This is a genomic window from Cellulomonas fimi (genome assembly GCF_012952065.1).
Taxonomy (GTDB): Bacteria; Actinomycetota; Actinomycetes; order Actinomycetales; family Cellulomonadaceae; genus Pengzhenrongella; species Pengzhenrongella fimi_A.
This window is the reverse complement of sequence record NZ_JABCJJ010000004.1, coordinates 98,084-113,482: the sequence shown is the minus strand read 5'-3', so window position 1 is coordinate 113,482 and position 15,399 is coordinate 98,084. Positions and strand designations below refer to the sequence as shown.

At 72.8% G+C, this 15,399-nt stretch carries 14 protein-coding genes and 1 pseudogene; 5 read left to right on the top strand and 10 right to left on the bottom strand.

What is annotated here, in order from left to right; genetic code table 11:
* Nucleotides 1–59 precede the first annotated feature (59 nt).
* Nucleotides 60–1,247, bottom strand: coding sequence for an AI-2E family transporter (locus HIR71_RS04265; RefSeq protein WP_169323742.1), 1,188 nt, complete (start codon nt 1,245–1,247; stop codon nt 60–62).
* A gap of 144 nt (nt 1,248–1,391) precedes the next feature.
* Between HIR71_RS04265 and HIR71_RS04260 the strand changes: the two genes are divergently transcribed.
* The 4 genes and pseudogenes from HIR71_RS04260 (at nt 1,392) to HIR71_RS04245 (ending at nt 4,482) form a co-directional block, all read left to right on the top strand.
* A complete protein-coding gene (locus HIR71_RS04260; protein WP_311836080.1) occupies nt 1,392–2,051 on the top strand; it encodes an alpha/beta hydrolase in 660 nt (219 codons plus the stop codon).
* 7 nt (nt 2,052–2,058) lie between these two features.
* A pseudogene (locus HIR71_RS04255) lies at nt 2,059–2,454 on the top strand (metallophosphoesterase family protein); the annotation flags it as partial.
* A gap of 107 nt (nt 2,455–2,561) precedes the next feature.
* The gene (locus HIR71_RS04250; protein ID WP_169323738.1) at nt 2,562–4,172 is read left to right on the top strand and encodes an esterase/lipase family protein; all 1,611 of its coding nucleotides are present in this window, start codon (nt 2,562–2,564) and stop codon (nt 4,170–4,172) included.
* An 88-nt stretch (nt 4,173–4,260) separates the two neighbouring features.
* The gene (locus HIR71_RS04245; RefSeq protein ID WP_169323736.1) at nt 4,261–4,482 is read left to right on the top strand and encodes a hypothetical protein; all 222 of its coding nucleotides are present in this window, start codon (nt 4,261–4,263) and stop codon (nt 4,480–4,482) included.
* 24 nt (nt 4,483–4,506) lie between these two features.
* On the opposite strand, the gene HIR71_RS04240 is transcribed toward HIR71_RS04245, so the two are convergent.
* From HIR71_RS04240 to HIR71_RS04225, 4 genes are read right to left on the bottom strand one after another with little or no spacing between them, the layout of a single operon-like run.
* On the bottom strand, nt 4,507–5,325 hold the full coding sequence (locus HIR71_RS04240; protein WP_169323734.1) for a serine hydrolase domain-containing protein: 819 nt from the start codon (nt 5,323–5,325) through the stop codon (nt 4,507–4,509).
* A gap of 29 nt (nt 5,326–5,354) precedes the next feature.
* Nucleotides 5,355–6,287, bottom strand: coding sequence for a carbohydrate ABC transporter permease (locus tag HIR71_RS04235; protein WP_169323732.1), 933 nt, complete (start codon nt 6,285–6,287; stop codon nt 5,355–5,357).
* On the bottom strand, nt 6,284–7,252 hold the full coding sequence (locus HIR71_RS04230) for a carbohydrate ABC transporter permease (RefSeq protein WP_169323729.1): 969 nt from the start codon (nt 7,250–7,252) through the stop codon (nt 6,284–6,286). The genes HIR71_RS04235 and HIR71_RS04230 overlap by 4 nt, the downstream gene beginning before the upstream one ends.
* A gap of 17 nt (nt 7,253–7,269) precedes the next feature.
* Entirely contained in the window at nt 7,270–8,715 is a 1,446-nt protein-coding gene (locus HIR71_RS04225) for an ABC transporter substrate-binding protein (RefSeq protein ID WP_311836079.1), read from the bottom strand.
* A 381-nt stretch (nt 8,716–9,096) separates the two neighbouring features.
* On the opposite strand from HIR71_RS04225, the gene HIR71_RS04220 reads away from it, so the two are divergent.
* Complete coding sequence (locus tag HIR71_RS04220) at nt 9,097–11,214, top strand: thioredoxin domain-containing protein (RefSeq protein ID WP_169323725.1); 2,118 nt, start codon at nt 9,097–9,099, stop codon at nt 11,212–11,214.
* Here HIR71_RS04220 and HIR71_RS04215 read toward each other — a convergent pair.
* The 5 genes from HIR71_RS04215 to HIR71_RS04195 form a co-directional block, all read right to left on the bottom strand.
* Entirely contained in the window at nt 11,192–11,641 is a 450-nt protein-coding gene (locus HIR71_RS04215) for a hypothetical protein (RefSeq protein WP_169323723.1), read from the bottom strand. The genes HIR71_RS04220 and HIR71_RS04215 overlap by 23 nt on opposite strands.
* Nucleotides 11,642–11,770: 129 nt before the next feature.
* A complete protein-coding gene (locus HIR71_RS04210; protein WP_169323721.1) occupies nt 11,771–12,460 on the bottom strand; it encodes a class I SAM-dependent methyltransferase in 690 nt (229 codons plus the stop codon).
* Nucleotides 12,460–13,299: a ChbG/HpnK family deacetylase gene (locus HIR71_RS04205; protein ID WP_169323719.1), complete on the bottom strand. Its 840-nt coding sequence runs from the start codon at nt 13,297–13,299 to the stop codon at nt 12,460–12,462. Before HIR71_RS04205 ends, HIR71_RS04210 begins: the two co-directional genes overlap by 1 nt.
* Nucleotides 13,296–14,057 (bottom strand): glycosyltransferase family 2 protein, encoded by a 762-nt coding sequence (locus HIR71_RS04200; RefSeq protein WP_169323717.1) that lies wholly within the window; start codon nt 14,055–14,057, stop codon nt 13,296–13,298. The genes HIR71_RS04205 and HIR71_RS04200 overlap by 4 nt, the downstream gene beginning before the upstream one ends.
* Nucleotides 14,054–15,319: a hypothetical protein gene (locus HIR71_RS04195; protein WP_169323715.1), complete on the bottom strand. Its 1,266-nt coding sequence runs from the start codon at nt 15,317–15,319 to the stop codon at nt 14,054–14,056. Before HIR71_RS04195 ends, HIR71_RS04200 begins: the two co-directional genes overlap by 4 nt.
* Nucleotides 15,320–15,399: the final 80 nt, after the last annotated feature.

The following is a 15,399-nucleotide window of genomic DNA, read 5'->3' as shown; positions in this document are numbered from 1 at the left end:
ACGTCTGCAGCGAAGTGGATACTCCCCTATGTGCGGGCCACTCTAACAACCGACGGCGTTCAGCCGCCCTCCGAGGGCGGCGGCTCCCCCGCGGCCTCCGACGCCGTGGCGGCTCGGGCCTCCACGGCGCCCTCCGCCTGGGACTCCTCGAGCTCGGGCAGGACCTCGTAGCGCGTCCGGTAGATGTCGAGCAGGGCCAGCAGCATCGCGACGAACGGGATCGCGAGGAGCGCGCCCGCGACGCCGAACAGCGACGTCCCGAGGATGACCGAGGCGAAGCTGACGGCCGGGTGCACGTTCACGGCCCGCGCGCTGATGCGCGGCTCGATCGTGAGGTTCTCGACCTGCTGGTACACCACCGCCCACGCGAGCACGATGACGCCGAGCCACGGGTTGGGGCTCAGCAGGCCGACGATCACCGGCAGGACGATCGAGATGTAGGTGCCGATCGCCGGGACGAACTGGGCGACGAGCCCCGTCCAGATCGCCAGGGCCAGCCAGGACGGCAGGTCGATGACGAGGAACACGATGCCGCTCGTCGTGCCGTTGACGGCCGCGAGGATGACGCGTGCGCTCACGTACCGGCCGGTCTTCTCCGCCATCGTGTCCCACACGACGACCGTCTTCTCCTGGACCGACGGCGGGAACAGCGAGGCGAGCCAGCGGCGCAGCCGGGGCCCGTCGGCCGAGAGGTAGAAGAGCAGCAGGGCGAACATGAAGAACGTCGCGACCGCGCCGACCACCGACCCGAGCACGCTCAGCACCCCGCCCGCGAGCTGCGTCGCGTACCCCGCGGCCTTCTCGGGGGTGAGGTTGAGCTGGTCGAGGATGTCGCTCAGCCGGTAGTCCGTCCCGAGGGTCGAGTTGACCCACCGCACGCCGCTCGTGACGAGCTGGGGCAGCCCCTCGACCAGCTGCGCGACCTGCTGGACGAACAGCTGACCGAACAGCGCGAGGAACACAGCGAGGAAGAGCACGACGCCGAGCATCACGAGCCCGGTCGCGGCGCCGCGACGCATGTGGCGCGCCAGCCGGCTGACGGCGGGCTCCATCGCGAGCGACGCGAACCACGCCATGACCACCGTGAACAGCAGCGCCGAGCCCTGCACGAGCACGAAGCGGCCCACCACGACCAGCAGCAGCAGCGCGATGACGACGAAGCCGATGCGCCACACGTTCGCCGGGTCGAGCAGCACGCGGACGTTCCGTGTGCCTCCCCGGCCGGCCACTCGATCGCTGGCTCTCATGCGCCCCTCCTGACGGTCCGCGCCTGATGCTGCCGCACGGAGCGGGAGTCCGCGCACGCGGCGCGCGGATCGGTTATTCGTTGAAGCGTCAACTACTGCGGTACGCTGAGTCAGGTCCCCTCCCCGACACCTCAGGAGCACCCCGTGAGCACCGCCCCCGTCCCGGACGCAGCGCGCCCGACGCTGCACGCCCTCTGGTCGGATGCCGCCGAGCGCGGCGACCGGCCGCTCGTCGTGGCCCTGCACGGCTTCGGTTCGGACGAGCGCGACCTCGCGGGGCTCGCGGGCGCCCTGCCCGACGTCGACCTGGTCGCCCTGCGCGCTCCGCACGCTCAGGGTCGGGGCTTCATGTGGTTCCCCATCACGACCCCCGGCGTGCCCGACCCCGCGACCGTCGACGCCGCAGCGCACGCGGTCGCCGCCTGGGTCGACGACGAGGTCGCGCCCGGGCGGCCGGTGCTGCTCCTGGGCTTCTCCCAGGGCGGCACCGTTGCGCTCCAGGCGCTGCGGCACCGTCCCGACCGGTACGCCGGCGTGGTCCTGCTCTCCGGCTTCGTGGCCCCCGGAGCGGCTCCCGGCGACGACGCCCTGGCCGCACAGCCCGTCCCGGTGTTCTGGGGCCGCGACCCGCAGGACCCGGTGATCGCCCCGGTCGCCGTCGAGCGGACGAGCGCCTGGCTCCCGGGCCACGCGGCTCTCACGGAGCGGACGTACGCGGACATGAGCCACGGGATCAGCCGCGCCGAGCTCGACGACGTCGTGACGTTCCTCCGTGACGCCGCGGCGCTCTCGACCGGACGCTGACCACGCCGTGCGGGGACCCGAGCGTGCGGCGCGTCTGCTGCTGCTCGCGGACACCCACGTCCCCACCCGAGCTCGCGACCTCCCCGCCGCGGTGTGGGACGAGGTGGACCGGGCGGACGTCGTCGTGCACGCGGGCGACTGGGTCGACGTCGCGCTGCTCGACCGGCTCGAGGACCGGTCCCGACTGCTGGTCGCGTGCCACGGCAACAACGACGGGCCCGCGCTCCGCGCGCGGCTTCCGCTCGTCGCCCGCCACGACGTCGACGGCCTGCGGCTCGGCGTCGTGCACGAGACCGGGCCCGCGGCGGGGCGTGAGGTACGCGCCGATGCGGCGTACCCGGACCTCGACGTGCTGGTCTTCGGGCACTCGCACATCCCGTGGGACTCCACGACCCCGCGCGGGACCGCCGTATCTGACCGCTGACATGGGTGCTCGTTCGTCGTGATGTGACCCGCTCGTGGACGCCGCGCACCGCACGGCCGGCGGGTCCGGTGGTCCAGGAGCGTCCCATGGCCTATCCGGGCGACGGTCACCTGCCGGTCATCTACGTGCGGGGGTTCGCGGGGAGCGGCGCGAGCATCAACACCGCGGTCGCCGACCCGTTCTACGGGTTCAACGAGGGCTCGGTGCAGGTCCGCCTGGACGGCTCCGACCGGCCGGCGTTCCACCAGTTCGAGAGCCCCCTGCTGCGCCTGATGATCGACGAGGGCTACCAGCTGCTGGTCCACGGCGACCAGGGCGCCTACCTCCGCAGCCAGCCGGCGGGCTCGGTGCCCGCCGCGACGATCTGGGTGCACCGCTTCTACGACGAGGTCGCGTCGACCCTGACCCACGACCCCGGCGGGTTCTCGCTTGAGCGGGCGGCCGCGAGCCTCCTCGACCTCGTCCGGCTGGTCCGGCTCAAGACGGGCGCCCCTCGCGTCTTCCTCGTGGCCCACTCGATGGGAGGGCTGATCGTCCGCTCGCTGCTCCAGCGGATCGTCCCGGACGACCCGGAGCTCGGCGGCTCGCTGGACGCCGCGACCTCCGTCGTCGACCGCGTGTTCACCTACGCCACCCCGCACGGCGGGATCGAGTTCGCGGGCTTCGGGCTGCTCGAGCGGCTCCGTGACCTCACGGGGGTCCTGGGCGCCGACGTCTTCGGCCCCGACCGCATGTTCGAGTACCTGACGCCGCGCTCCGTCCCCGGCGCGCCGGGTCGCGACGCGTTCGACCCGACGCGGATGCCGACGGACGGGTTCCCGCTGGACCGCGTCTTCTGCCTGGTGGGCACCAACTCCGACGACTACACCACGGCCCTCGGCCTGGCGACCCAGGCGGTCGGGCCGCGCAGCGACGGCCTGGTGCAGATCGAGAACGCCTACGTGCGAGGGACGCCGCGCGCGCTCGTGCACCGCAGCCACAGCGGCCGGTTCGGCATCGTGAACTCCGAGGAGGGGTACCAGAACCTGCGCCGCTTCCTGTTCGGCACCCTGTCCGTGGAGGCGAGCCTCGTGGGCCTGCAGCCGGGGCACGCCTCGGACGACACGTCGTGGCAGCTCGAGACGTCGCTGTCGGTCCGGGGCCTCCCGGTCGTGCTCCACGAGCAGAGCGCCGCGCACCTGTGCCCGGTGCGGGTCGAACGACGACCGCGCGACGACACCGTCGACACGCCCGTCCCGCTCGTCTCCACGTTCCTCTCGGCCGCGGCCGCCCGGCCGGTGGACCGGGCGACCGGGAGGCAGCTCGGCACGTTGCGGCACGTCCTGCACCTGCGTCTGATCTCGCTGCGGGAGTCCGACGGGGTCCTGTCGTTCCTCGACCACCTCGAGCAGACGGCGGACTGGTCCGACGCCCTGGTGGTCGACGTCGACGCGGACGCCCGCGGCCGGTTCGCGACCTGGGCGACGTGGTCCTCCACGATCCAGAGCGCCATCCGCGACTGGGACCCGGCCGGCTCCCCCGCGCTCGAGGACCTCGACGACCGGCCGAGCAGCTGGCGGGTGCGGGTGCCCGTGCCGTGGGCCGCGCGCTCGCTGCTCGGGCCCGACGCCGCGGTCGAGATCGTGGTCACGCCGCGCGGGACGTCGGACCAGGAGGCGGCGCGGGTCGCGCGGGCTCCCGTCCTCGTCGGGCGATAGCCTGGACCGCCGGTCGACCGCACGCGGCCGACCCACCCCGACCCACGACGACCGACCACGACCCACCGACGAGCCCGGGAGCGCCACCATGTCCACCCTCGATGACCGAGCCGCCGAGCAGCCCACGACCACCGCAGGTGTGGGCAACGTGATGACGTTCGTCGTCGGCTTCGTCCTGCTCCTCGGCGGCTTCTGGCTGATGGACCGCTCCTTCGCCCAGGGCTCCGGCCTGCTCTTCGCGGCCGGGATCGTGGCGTGCGGGCTCGCCTACTTCATCCCGACGTCGATCCTCGGCAGGACGCGTCGCTGAGGCACCCGACAGCCGGGCCGCGCGTCAACCGCGGAGCTCGGCCAGCACCGCGTCGGTGTAGACCGGCCAGCTCTCGGCCGCCCAGGGGCCGAAGCTGCGGTCCGTCAGCGTGACGCACGCGACCTGAGCGTCGGGGTCGACCCAGAGGAACGCGCCGGCCTGGCCGAAGTGCCCGAAGGTGCGCGGCGAGCTGGTCGCACCGGTCCAGTGCGGGTCCTTGTGGTCGCGGATCTCGAAGCCCAGCCCCCAGTCGTTGCTGCGCTGACGACCGAAGCCCGGCAGCACGCCGTCGAGGCCGGGGAAGACGACGGAGGTCGCCGCGGTGACGGTCGACCCGTGGAGCAGCTGCGGGCGCTGGACCTCGGACGCGAAGCGCACGAGGTCGGCGACCGTCGAGCTCGCCCCTGCGGCGGGCGAGCCGGTGAACGACGTGGCGTCCATCCCGAGCGGCTCGAGCAGCGCCTCGCGCACGTAGGCCGCGAACGGGATGCCGGAGCGCGCGGCGACCGTCTCCCCCAGCACCTCGAAGCCCGCGTTCGAGTAGATGCGCCGGCGCCCGGGGGTCGACCGGCGCGCCGAGGGGTCCGAGAAGTCCAGGCCCGAGGCGTGGGCCAGGAGATGGCGCACGGTCGCGCCGTCGGGCCCCGCGGCGTCGTCCAGCCCGACGGCGCCCTCCTCCACCGCGACGAGCGTCGCGTAGGCGGTGAGCAGCTTGGTCACCGAGGCGAGCCGGTACACGCGCGCCTGGTCCCCGTGCGCGCCGAGCATCTCCCCGGCCGCGGAGACCACCGCGGTCGAGGCGTTGTGCACGGGCCACTCGTCGATCGTCCGGACGCTTCGCATGCCCCGACGATAGGCGAGCCGGGACGCCGTCAGCCCTTCGTGCCGGTCGTCGCGATGCCTTCGACGAAGTGCCGCTGGCCGAGGAAGAACAGGATGATCATCGGCACCGTCGTGATGACGCTCGCCGTCACGATGATCTCCCAGTGCCACTCCCCGCCGAACCCGAACTGGTCGACCAGCGCCTTGAGCCCGCGGGGGATGGTGAACGTGCTCGAGTCGCGCAGGTAGATGAGCGGGCGCATCAGGTCGGTCCATGCCGCCTGGAACTCGAACAGCAGCGTCACCACGAGAGCCGGCTTCGTGAGCGGCAGCGCGATCCGGCGGAAGATCGTCCAGTTGTTCGCCCCGTCGATCCGGGCCGCCTCGAACAGCTCGCGCGGCAGGCCGAGGAAGAACTGCCGCAGCAGGAAGATGTAGAACGCGCTGCCGAAGAGGTTCCCCGCCCACAGCGGCGTGAGGGTGCCCGTCATGCCGAGCGCGTTCCAGATGAGGAACGTCGGGATCATCGTGACCGCGCCCGGCAGCATCATCGTGGCCAGGACGAGCCCGAACAGCACGCCGCGGCCCCGGAACCTGAAGTACGCGAAGCCCCACGCGACCAGCGCGCTCGAGATCGTCACCGTCACGCACGCCAGCACGGTGACGATCAGGGTGTTGAGCAGCCAGAGCGCCATCGGCGCCTCCTGCCACACCTGCACGTAGTTGTCGAGCGTGAAGGTCTGCGGGACCAGCCGGTTGTCGAACACCTCCCCGCGCGGCTTGAACGACGCGCTGACGAGCCACACGAACGGGTAGATGAAGACGATCGTGGACACCACCAGCAGGGTGACCACGAGGATCCGGACCGGCGTCGGTCGCTTCGGACGCCGCTCGGCAGCCGGCGGGGTGCGCGCCTCGATCTCGGCCTGGGCGGCGACGCGGCTCGCGTCGGCGCGCCCGGCGTCGAGCGTTCCGGAGCTCATCGTCCCTCCCCCTCGTAGTAGACGTACCGGCGGGAGACGGCCAGCTGGATCGCCGTGAAGATCAGGATGATGACGAACAGCAGCCAGGCCAGCGCCGAGGCGTAGCCCATGTTCAGCGCCTCGAAGCCCTGCTGGAACAGGTAGATGACGTAGAACAGCGCGGCGTCGTTCGAGTAGGTCGTGTTGCCGGAGCCGAAGAACGCGGTGTACGCCTCGGTGAAGATCTGGAACGAGGCGATCGTGTTGACGATCACGACGAAGAAGATCGCGCCGCTGATCATCGGGACGGTGATCCGCCTCGTCTGCTGCCAGAAGCTCGCGCCGTCGACCCGGGCCGAGTCGTAGAGCTCGGCGGGCACGTTCCGGAGGGCGGCGAGCAGGATGATCACCGACGAACCGACCGCCCACAGGCTCATCAGGACGAGGCCAGGCTTGATCCAGTTCTGGTCCGTGGTCCAGTTCGGTCCGTCGATGCCGAACCAGCCGAGCACCTCGTTGATGAGCCCGTCCTGCCCGTTGAACAACAGCAGGAGGAGCACGCCGACGGCGACTGGCGGGGTCATCTTGGGCAGGAAGAAGGCCGTGCGGAAGAACCCGGACGCGCGGCCGGCCTGGTTGAGCAGCAGGGCCAGGCCGAGCGAGAAGATCGTGTACAGCGGGACGTGCAGCACGGTGTAGACGAACGTGTTCCACAGCGAGAGGCGGACCTTGGGGTCCTCCATCATGCGCTGGTAGTTCTCGAGCCCGACGAACGTCGGGTCGTTGATGACGTCGTAGTCGGTGAACGACAGGTAGGCGCTGTAGATCACCGGCCACGCCGTGAAGACCAGGAAGCCGAGGATCCACGGGCTGAGGAACAGCAACGCAGCGCGCAGGTTCTGCCGCTTGCGGGCGCGCCGGGCCCGGAGCCGCTGCGGGTTCTCCGCGGCGACGCCGGGCCCCGCCACCCGGGCGACTGTGCTCATCGCCGGATCACCGCCGGTCAGCCCCGCGCATCCCAGTCGGCCCAGGCCTCGTCGAGCGCCGCCTGCGCCTCCTCCTGGGCCTGGGCGAGCGCCTCCGCCGGCTCCTGCTGCCCGTTGAGCACCCGGTTGACGCCGTCCTGCCACGCGGTCTTGAACTCGGCGTCAGCCGGGTTCGCGGGCAGCGTGAAGGTCTTCTCGAGGCCCGCGTACATGGCCTCGAGGCCGGGGCCGAACTTGGGTTCGTCGAGGTCGACCATCGCGCGGATCTGCTCGTCGGCCTCGGTGTTGGCCGTCGGGGACATCGTGAAGGGCTTGCCCTCCTCCGCACGGATGTCGGCGCGCGCCTGCGCGGCGGCCATCCAGCTGTCCGTCGCGACCATCGTGGCCGCGAACGTGCAGGCCGCCTGCGGGTTGGCGCTCCCCTTCGGGATGGCCCATGCCGAGCCGGACGAGAAGGCGAGCGGTTCGCCGTCCCTGCCACGGAAGCTGTCGTAGACCACGGGCGCGTCGGGTGAGACGTCGTTGACGACGTTGATGTACCACTGCTCCATCGGCATCGCGCCGAGCGTCGAGGTCGCGAACTGGTTGTTCTCGCCGAAGAAGTCCGCCGAGTCCCGGAAAGCCTTGACGGCGGGGAAACCGCCCTGGGCGTCGTAGATCCCGACGGCGAACTCCAGCGCCTCGACGACCGCCGGGTCGTCGAGCTGTGCTGTGCGCCCGTCCTGCGAGAGGAGGTCGGCACCGTTCGCCTTGGCCCAGAGCGGCAGGAACTCGGGCAGCTTGCTGTCGTAGCCGATCACGGAGACCTTGCCGCCCTCGCTCTTCGCGAGCGCCTGGTTCGCCGCCGCGATGCGCTCCCAGCTCGAGCCGTTCACGTCCTCGATCGTCAGGCCCGCGGCCGCCAGCAGGTCGCCGTTGGCCTGGGTCAGCTGCACCTGGTTGAACTCGGGGATGCCGTACACCTGGTCGTTGAACGTGACCTGCGCGAGGGCCGCCTCCTGGAACACCGACGTGTCGACGCCCTCGGCATCGAGGCAGTCGTCGAGCGGGATGATCGCGCCGCGCGAGGCGAACGTGCCGATCTGGTCGCGGTTCGCAGAGATGAGCTCCGGCGGGTCGTCCGCGGCGACGGCCGACAAGAACGCCTGGATGTCGAGGTCGCCCTCGATGAGCGAGACGTCCACGCCGTCGCCGAGCGCCTTCTGGGCGGCCTCCATCCGGACCTGGGCGATCTCGTCACCCGCGCCGAAGCCCATGACCGAGAGGTTGCCGCTCAGCTCAGTGTCCGATCCGAAGCTCACGTCCTCGGCGGCGTCGCCCCCGCCGCTCCCCTGCGCGCAGGCCGCGACGAGCGCGGTCGAGAGCGCCACGACCGAGGTGAGGAGGAGACGTCGACGTCGCCGCCCGGTCGTGCGTCCGAGGGGCGGGACCGGACCGTCCTGAGCGCGATGCGTGACCGTCACGGGAGTCTCCTTCTCGACAACCGGCGCCCTGGGGCGGCGACCAACGACGGGTTCGAGGACACCGTGGGAGCGACCGAGACGTGCACCCGCAGGGTGACCCGACTGGCGCCGGCGGCTTCCTGCGCCGGTGCTGAACGACGGCGGATCCCGCCGTCGAGACGGAACCGAAAGTAGCACCGGACCGGAGAAGCGCATCTCGAACCGCTTCTCGGCATCGCGGCGCTGACGTGCGGCTTTGCGCCCCCGGCCGATGGTGGCTGAGCACCACGTCGTCGAGTCGGAGCACCCGCGTCTGGCGCGAGCCGGCCGTCGTCGACGGCTGACGGCGCCGGTCGCCGACCGCGGATCGCCGATCGCCGACGGCCGGGAGACAGTGGTGCGATGACGAACCGCCTGGCCGCTAGCACCAGCCCCTACCTGCTGCAGCATGCCGAGAACCCGGTCGACTGGTTCGAGTGGGGCGACGAGGCTTTCGCCGAGGCCGAGCGGCGCGACGTCCCCCTGCTCATCTCCGTCGGCTACGCCGCGTGCCACTGGTGCCACGTCATGGCCCACGAGTCGTTCGAGGACGAGGCGACGGCGTCGTACATGAACGAGCACTTCGTCAACGTCAAGGTCGACCGCGAGGAGCGGCCCGACGTCGACGCCGTCTACATGGAGGCGACCCAGGCCACGACGGGCGCGGGCGGCTGGCCCATGACGGTGTTCGCGACGCCCGAGGGCGAGCCCTTCTACTGCGGCACCTACTTCCCGCCGCGCCCGGCGCACGGGATGCCGTCGTTCCCCCAGGTGCTCGCCGCGATCGCCGCCGCCTGGGCCGAGCGGCGTGCCGAGGTCACCGCGAGCGCCGCCGGCCTGCGCCAGGCGCTCGCCGACCGCCCGGGGACCCTGCTCGGCACCGACCCGGGGGCGCCGCGCGAGCACCGCGTCGAGGAGTCGCTGGCCGCGATCTCCCGCGACTTCGACGCCACGCGCGGGGGCTTCGGCGGAGCACCCAAGTTCCCTCCGTCCATGGTCCTCGAGTGGCTCCTGCGGCACCACGCGCGCACCGGCGACACGGACGCGCTGACGATGGCGACCTCGACGCTCGAGGCGATGGCGCGCGGCGGGATGGTCGACCAGCTCGGCGGCGGCTTCGCGCGCTACTCGGTCGACGCGACGTGGACCGTCCCGCACTTCGAGAAGATGCTCTACGACAACGCGCTGCTCCTGCGCGCGTACACCCACTGGTGGCGGGCGACCGGTGACCCGCTCGCCCGCCGGGTGGCACAGGAGACCGCGGACTGGATGCTCCGCGACCTCCGGACACCGGAGGGCGGCTTCGCGTCCTCGCTCGACGCCGACAGCGACGGCCACGAGGGCACCTACTACGTGTGGACCCCCGCGCAGCTGCGCGAGGTGCTCGGCTCCGACGACGGCGCGTGGGCCGCCGAGCTCTTCGGCGTCACGGACGTCGGGACCTTCGAGCGCGGGACCTCGGTGCTCCAGCTGCGTGCGGACCCCGGAGCCGATGAGCACGAACGGTTCGCCTCCGTGCGCCGTCGTCTCCTCGCCGCTCGGCACCGGCGGACCCCACCCGCCCGCGACGACAAGGTCGTCGCGGGCTGGAACGGCCTCGCGATCGGCGCGCTCGCCGAGGCCGGCGCGCTCCTCGACCGGTCGGACTGGGTCGACGCCGCGTCAGCCTCGGCGGGGCTGCTCGCGGACCTCCACGTGCGGACGATGTCCGCTGCGTCCCCGCGCTCGGACGGGCGTCACCCGGCAGACGGGCCGACGGTCCGACTGGCCCGCACGTCGCGCGCCGGCACGGTGGGCCGCTCACCCGGCGTGCTCGAGGACTACGCGAACCTCGCCGACGGCCTCCTGGTGCTCGCGGCGGTGACCGCCGACCACCGGTGGACCGGGCTCGCGGGCCGGCTCCTGGACGCCGCGATGACGCGCTTCCGCGACGAGGCAGGCACGTTCTTCGACACCGCCGAGGACGAGACCGACCCGGTGCTCGCCCGGATGCGCCGACCGCGCGACCCTGCCGACGGCCCGACCCCGTCGGGGCCCGCGGCCGTCGCCGGAGCCCTCGTCGCCTGGGGCGCGCTGACCGGGTCCGAGGACCACCGTGAGGCGGCCGAGCAGTCGCTCGACGAGCTCCTCGCGATCGCGGTCCGGTACCCGCGCGCGGCAGGCACGGCGCTCGCCGTCGCCGAGGCGCTCGCCGACGGTCCACGCGAGGTCGCGGTCGTCGGCCCGCTCGACGATCCTGCGACCCGGTCGCTCCAGGCCGCCGCGCTGCGCGGCACGGCACCGGGCGCCGTCGTCGCCGTGGCCGACCCGGTCGACCTGGCCGCGCACGGTGCGCCCGTGGCACTGCTCGCCGACCGCCCCCTCGTCGGCGGCAGGCCCACCGCCTACGTGTGCCGCGGGTTCGTCTGCGGGCTCCCGACGACCGACCCGGTCGAGCTCGCCCGGGGCCTCGGTGCGCTCACACCGGCGACAGGACCCTGAACCCGCCCGTGACCAGAGCGACCGTCCCACGCTCGTGCCAGCCGGCGGCGTGCGCGATCGCGTGCAGCACGAGCGTCGTGCCGGCCTGGTCGAGGCGTCCGATCAGCTCGCCGAGGGGCGGCGCCACCGGCTGACCCGCCAGCCCGAGCGCGACGCGCAGCACCGCGACGTCGGCCCCGTCCGTCCGGATCCGGCCCGCGTACCGGGCGGCCCGCTCCCAGTCGACCGCGACGAGGTGGTCGTCCGAGGCGTCCGCACCGGGTCCGTCGTCGACCACCCGGAGCGCTGTCACGACGAAGTCCGGGCGGTGCAGCCAGCCGCGGTGCCCCACCAGCAGCTCGACGGCCGCTTCGGCCTGGTGCCCCGACGCCCAGCGGCGCATGCCCGTGACGAGGTGGTCGACGTGCAGATCCGTGATCTCGCTCATGACCTGGCCCTCCGCGGTGTCCTGTGCACGGAAGGTGCGCCGCCTGCGCGCCCAGATTCCACTGTCGCCCTCTCGCGCCCGCGTGTGATCACGACACGCGGGTGGAATCGCCTCGCGATGCGGGTGAGATCAGCCCGGCAGGGTGCCGACGAGCAGGTGGTGCGGGTGCAGGCGACCGCGGTCGAGCCGGCGGGTCGCCGTGGTCATGCCGAGCTCCTCGAGCCACCGGGCGGTCTCCGCGGGGTCCACGAAGTCGAACGAGGAGCCCGCGGTGATCCGGAGCACCTTGACCGAGAGCGTCTCCTGCCACGTGTTCCAGCGCAGCTTCCAGCGCGGCTCGGTCCCCATCTCCTTGACCACGAGCCGACCGCCCGGCGCGAGCGCGGCGACGGCCTCCTCGAGCAGGCGGCGCTGCCCTGCCTCGGGGAGCAGGTAGAGCATGTCCACGACGACGACGGCGTCCCACGGCCCGGGCGGTACCGCGCCCGACGGGGCGACGGCGAACGACAGGCGCCCGACGCCGTCCGCGGGGTCCCAGCGGCGTGCGGCGGCCTTCGCGGCGCGGATCTTGTCCGGGTCGATGTCGACACCGACCACCTCCCGCCCGGGCGCGGCCAGGGCGGCGTAGGCCGAGAAGAGCCCGTGACCGCACCCGATCTCGAGGATGCGGCCGGCTCGGGGCAGGGCGTCGGCCACCGGTACGAACGGGGCGCTCCACCAGCGGACGTGCACGTGGGCGCGCACCCCTGCCGGGGCACCCGCGTACAGGCGCAGCGCACCGCGACCCGCAGCGGTCGGGACGCGCGCCGCGAGGCTCATCACCGCACCGCCCCGAGATCGCCGAACGCGGCGAGCCGGAAGCCGCGTCGTTCGACGAGCTCCCGCGCGCGGGGGTCCGTGAGCGCCGCGAGCTCGTCCGCCCAGCGGTAGCCCCACGCGAACCGGTGCAGCTCGGGTTCCCCCGCCTCCCCCGGGTGCGCGTTGACCTCGAGCGAGGCCACGCCGTCCCGAGCCGCGCCCGCGAGCGCGGCGTCCAGGCGGCCGAGGTCCAGGGAGCCCGCCTCGTCGAGGCCCGCGTAGCCGTCCGTACGGGCGAGCCCGTGCGCGTCGAGCCGTCGCTCGAGCCGGCGGGACAGGGTGCGGACCGCGATCCCGACCGGTCCGCGCGCACGGCTCGACGGCAGCCGTACCGCCGGGATCTCGTACCGCCCGGCGAGCTCCGTGACGACCTCGCCCACGACCGGCCACAGGTGCGTGTGCTGGTGGGTGTCGAGGTGCGTCACGGGCACGCCCACGCTCAGCACGCGCTCGAGCTGGGCCGTCAGCTCGCGTCGGACGTCGTCGGGGTCGATGCGGCCGGCCAGCCCCCGCGCGACGACCGTGCGGTAGGTGAGCGGGAAGGCGCCGCGCGCGTCGACGAGCGTCGGGACCCGCCTCGCGGGGAGCAGCGGCGGGTCCTCGCCGACGAGGGCGAGGTGGGCACCGAGCTCCAGGGTCGGCGTCGCACGCAGCATGGCCGCGGCCGTGTCGAACGCCTGCCCGACCGCCAGCAGCGAGGTCGCCGTGACGATGCCCCCGGTGTGCGCGGCGTGGACGGCGCGGCACACGCCGTCGGTCAGCCCCAGGTCGTCCGCGGTGACGACGAGCAGGCCGCTCATTCGCGCGCGACGGGCGTCACGGAGCGCAGGTCGCTGCGCAGCGCGGTCATCTCCCGGAGCATCGTGCGGATCACCGCGAACGACGACAGGGTCGAGACGCCCCGGGTCCGCGGGAAGTAGCCCACGCCGATCTGGGCGATCTCGAACCCCGAGCGCTGCGCCCGGATGATCAGCTCCGCATCGATGAACGACCCCTCGCTCGCGAGGTGCACGTGGTCCAGGACGCGTCGCCGGCACAGCTTGAACGCGAAGTTGATGTCGCGCAGCCGGGTGCCGAACATCGCGCGGATCAGCCCGTTGTAGACCCACGAGTAGACCGCCCGGCGCGGGCCCTCGCCCGTGCGGTCGAGCCGGTAGGCGCTCACGATGTCGACCTCGTACGTCCGCAGCACGCGCACCGCCCGCACCAGCTCGATCATCTCGAACGGGAGGTCGGCGTCGGTGTAGAGGACGAGATCGCCCTTCGCCGCCTCGAAGCCGCTCTTGATCGAGCCGCCGAGCTTGCGGTTGGTCGTGTGATGCACGACGCGGACGTGGTGGTCGACCTCGGCCAGGGCGTCGGCGAGGGCGCCGGTCGAGTCGGTCGACGCGTCGTCGACCACGACGATCTCGTAGTCCCCGATCTCGTCCTCGGCGATGAGCCGCTCGCAGATCTCGCGCGCGGCCCCGACCGCCCGGTGGAGGTACTGCTCCTCGTTCCACATGGGGAAGAAGATCGACAGCAGGCCGAACCGCTCCCGCTCGAGCTGGTGGGTCATGAGACCGCGATCCCCCGTCCGTACAGCGTGGTGAGCACCACGAGGAGTGTCCCGCACGCGACCAGCGCCACGGGTCGCGCCCAGCGGCGCTCGGTGGTGGCCAGGAGGTCGCCGGCCGCGGCCATCACGGGGAACGCCACGAGCACGTACCGGCCGGTCCCCATGAAGTCCTTCGTGCCGATCACCGGGATCGCGAGCACGACCGCGGCGTACGCGAGGTAGCCCCAGCCGAACCGCCGCCAGACCCGCCGCAGCAGCAGGATCGCGGCGAGGCACGCGAGGGCCTGGAGCGTGAGCAGCGCAGCGACGTCGTACGGTCCCCTCACCAGGGTCCCCAGGAACGTGATCTTGAACCACGTGCGCGGCCCGACGCCCTGGTTCCAGCCGGGAGCCGACTCCACCTCGACGAAGGCCAGCGGGTTCCCGAACTCGATCCACAGGAAGACCGACCAGGCCAGCAGCCCCGCCCCCGAGAGCAGCACGCCGGCCTCGCGCCAGCGCACAGCGGTGACGGCCCCGACGAGTGCGCGCCAAGGGATCGGGGCAGGTGGCACGAGCCCGGCACGGCGCTGCGGCGAGCCTGGTGCGCCGGGCGAGGACGGCACGCGCGTGTCCGCCGACCCACGCAGCCGAGCCGGGGCGGGCGACTCGACGCGGCTCCGCACCTCCACGTCGGCCCGGTCCTGGGCCCGCAGCTCGAGCATCCTGACGACGAGGCCGATCGCGACCGCGACGCCGACCGGTCGACCCGCCGTCGCGAGAGCGCCGACGAGGCCCGCGAGCCAGTACATGCGCCGCTCGAGGAGCAGGAACGCGCCCACGGCCGTGAGCAGGAACAGCGAGTCGGCGTACATCGCGCCGTACAGGAAGAACGCGTAGGGGTACAGCATCAGCACGGCGATCGCCGTGACGGCACCGGCGCGGGGCAGCCGTCGCCAGACCCAGCCACCGAACAGCGCCACCGCGGCGGCGCCCGCGAGCACGCCGACCAGCGAGCCGGCGAGCTGGTAGTCGCCCAGCACGCCTCCGAGCCCGCGCACCGTCAGCGGGTAGGTCGGGAAGAACGCGATCGAGGACTGCTGCCCGGGGGTGTACGAGTACCCCGACGTGGCGATCGCGTGGTACCAGCCCGCGTCGTACTGGAACCAGCCGTCGAGCCAGGACGGACCCTGGAGGATCGGCTCGGCGCGCGGCACGGTGCGCGAGGCGAGCGCGACCACGATCGACAGGATGACCGTCATCGCGGCGAAGAGGACGAGCACGACCCGCCACGGGAACGCAGAGACCGCGGCTGCTGTGCCGCGCTCCGCTGGCGCTACCGTTCCCACTGGTTCCCCTCGTG